The organism is Streptomyces sp. 8L (assembly GCF_020176795.1).
Lineage (GTDB): Bacteria > Actinomycetota > Actinomycetes > Streptomycetales > Streptomycetaceae > Streptomyces.
Window position 1 is genome coordinate 1 of the sequence record NZ_JAIUKE010000754.1, and the last position, 3,178, is coordinate 3,178.

Sequence of the window (3,178 nt, forward strand, 5' to 3'; positions counted from 1 at the left end):
CCCCGGAACCTCCGAACCGAACCTCCGACCTCCCGGAAGCTCAGCCCCCCGGAAGCTCCGAACCCCCCGGAACGGAATCTCCGGACCCCGCGAAACATCCGGAACACCCTGAACATCCGAACGGCGTTCACCCGAACGCCGATTCGAAGATGGTGCCAGGGTCGTGTGCCGGGAGAAAACGCCTACCGGACGACGTGACGGGATTGTGACCGGAATGCGGCCCTCCGCGCCCCGGGTACCGGACGCTCCGCGTTCGTCGCGTCTGTCCTGGCTGTCCCGGTCCCCCCGCCCCGGACCCCGGTCCTGAGCCCGTGCGACACGTCCCGTCCGCCCGGACCGGAGAGAGGGAACCGAACGCAGGCTCGGCCGCGTACTCAACACAGAGCCCGTGCCGTACGCTTCACCGGATGTCGGGCGGACAAGATCCAGTCAAGGCCGGTGCGCGCTGCCGGTCCTGACGGCCATACTGCTGGCCGGGAGGTGTTCCCCCGGCACCCGCCGGGGGGGCGGGCCGACGTCCAGACCTGATGGGGGAGGTCGCGTGACATATCCGCCGAACGTACGCACGGCGCCACCGCCCGCCGCGCCGGGTCCGCCGCCGCTGCCGCCGCCAGGTCCCGGCCCCGCGGGCGGCCTCGGGGCACTGTGGCACGACGGTTCTGAACGCCTGCGGCGCGCCGCCCGTACGGAGCCCGGCAGGCTGCGGCTCATCGGCGCGGCGCTCGCGCTCGTCGTGATCGTGTTCGGCGCCGTCACGGCCTGGCAGAGCGCCGACCGGTACGCGTCGGCGGACGACGCCGTCAGCCGCGGCATGACCGTCAAGGACACCGCGGACCTGTACGGGGCGCTCGCCGACGCCGACACCCAGGCCGCCACCGGCTTCCTCGCGGGCGCCACCGAGCCCGCCGACGTGCAGGACGCCTACCGCGCTGACATCTCCCGCGCGGCGACCCTGCTGTCCGGCGTCGCGGAGAACGCGGCGCCCCGCAGCCGCTCCGCCCAGCTGGTGGCGAGCATCGGCAGGCAACTGCCCGTCTACACCGGCCTGATCGAGCGGGCCCGCGCCGAGAACCGCCGCGGCCTGCCGCTGGGCGGTGCCTACCTGCGCTACGCGAACGACCGGATGACCCGGCCCGGCGGCATCCTGCCGGCCGCCGAGGCGCTGTACACCGAGGAGAGCGACCAGCTCGGCGCCGAGTCGGGCGACGCGCAGACCTGGCCGTACGCGGCGCTCGCGCTCGGCGTGATCACGCTCCTCGTGCTGGTCCGCGCCCAGCTGCGCAACTACCGCCACACCAACCGGGTGTTCAACCGGGGGCTGCTGACCGCGACCGCCGCGTGCACGGCTGCCCTGCTCTGGCTGGTCGCGGGCCAGGCCCTGGGCAACCTCGGCCTCGACAACGCGGACCGGCACGGCCAGAGCTCGCTGACCGCGCTCAACGCGGCCCGGATCAACGCCCTCAAGGCGCGCGCCGACGAGAACCTGACGCTGGTCTCGCGCGGCTCAGTGGTCGCCGCCGACGGCAAGACCGACAAGTACGAGGTCGACTTCGGGGCCAAGACGAAGGCGCTCTCGGGCGATCTGAGCCGCGCCAAGGTCCTCGCCGACGACGACCGGGGCCGCGCACCCGTCGCCGACGCGATCAGCGCCGTCGCGGTGTGGGAGACCCGGCACGCGGCCGGCAGCACGGCGGGCGCGGACGGCCGCTTCCAGGACGCGCGCGCGGCGATCGACGGCCCCGGCGGCACGAGCGAACAGGCCTTCAACGAGGTCAACAAGAGGATCGCCACCGCCATCGCGCACGAGCAGGACCAGTTCACGACCTCCGCCAAGGAGGGCAGGGGCGCGCTCACCCTGCTCTGGCTCGGCGCCGCCGTGCTCGCCGTGCTCGGCGCCGTCAGCGCCATCCTCGGGGTGGGCCGCAGGCTTTCGGAGTACCGGTGAGAGGGGGAGCCGTGGGTTCCGTGAGGTCCGTGTCCGGCAGACTGCGCGGCTGGGGCGGCGTCACCGCCATGGGCGCCGCCTGCGCCCTGACCGCCGCGCTGGTGCTCGTACCCGTCTCGCGGCACGGCGCCGGGCAGGCGACCGCCCCTCCGGGCGGAGCGCCCGTGCACCGGGCGACCGGCGTGGCCGAGCCGACCTCGGGCGGGGAGCAGGACTGCCCGGGCACCGGGCAGCCGGCCGAGGCGAGCCTGCCCGCCTCCAGCGGCGGCGGCCCGGTCGTGGACAAGATGCTGGCGCGCAAGGGCGACAAGCGGCGGCTGGTCGTCGGCGTCGACCAGAACAGCTACCGGTGGGGCTATCTGAACCCGGCGACCGACCAGTTCGAGGGGTTCGACATCGACCTCGCGCACGCCATAGCGAAGAACATCTTCGGCGACGCGAACGCCATCACCTTCAAGCCGGTCTCCACGGCCGAACGCACCGACGCCCTGAACAACGGCTCGGTCGACATCGTCGTGCGGACCATGACGATCGCCTGCAACCGCCTCGCGGACGCCGACTTCTCCACCGCCTACTTCAAGGCGGGACAGCAGGTGCTCGCGCCCAGGAGCGGCTCCACCGTGACCGGTTACAACGAATCCCTGCGGCACAAGCGGGTCTGCACCGCGACCGGGTCGACGGCGGTGCAGGAGCTGGAGAAGAGCAACCCGTACGACGTCTACTTCTGGGACGCGGCCAACCACAAGGGCTACAACCCCGCACATGTGGACACCGACGACCTGAGCGTGGCCAACCAGCTCGACTGCCTGGTCAGGCTCCAGCTCGGCCTGGTCGACGCGGTCATCACGGACAACGCGCTGGCCGCGGCCCAGGCCGCGCAGGACCCCGCGGTGGAGCTGAAGGGCGACGGGCCCTTCACCACCGAGTACTACGGGGTCGCCGCGAAGCCGCACGCCGACGACCTGGTGCGCCGCATCAACCACGTACTGGACCAGTACCGTTCGGGAGGGGCCGACAGCCCCTGGCAGAAGTCGTACCACAAGTGGCTGAAGGCGGAACTCGGCCCCACGGCGGGCCCACCCGCTCCCCTCTATCTGAAGGAGAACTGACCGCCTGGAGGGAACCGGCACCGGCCCCGCCCGCCTGCGGGCCCGCGACGCCCCGGGGCCCGTCGGACCGCACTGACCCGGCACCCGCCACCGCCACCCGCCGTCCGTCACCTCGTGCCACCCC

Annotated in this window: 2 protein-coding genes; both read left to right on the forward strand. The window is 73.0% G+C overall.

Features of this window, described 5'->3' with window-relative positions:
* Positions 1-541: 541 nt before the first annotated feature.
* The gene (locus tag LCE31_RS38280) at positions 542-1,945 is read left to right on the forward strand and encodes a hypothetical protein (protein ID WP_225022788.1); all 1,404 of its coding nucleotides are present in this window, start codon (positions 542-544) and stop codon (positions 1,943-1,945) included.
* 68 nt (positions 1,946-2,013) lie between these two features.
* Positions 2,014-3,054: a transporter substrate-binding domain-containing protein gene (locus LCE31_RS38285; RefSeq protein WP_225022790.1), complete on the forward strand. Its 1,041-nt coding sequence runs from the start codon at positions 2,014-2,016 to the stop codon at positions 3,052-3,054.
* Positions 3,055-3,178: the final 124 nt, after the last annotated feature.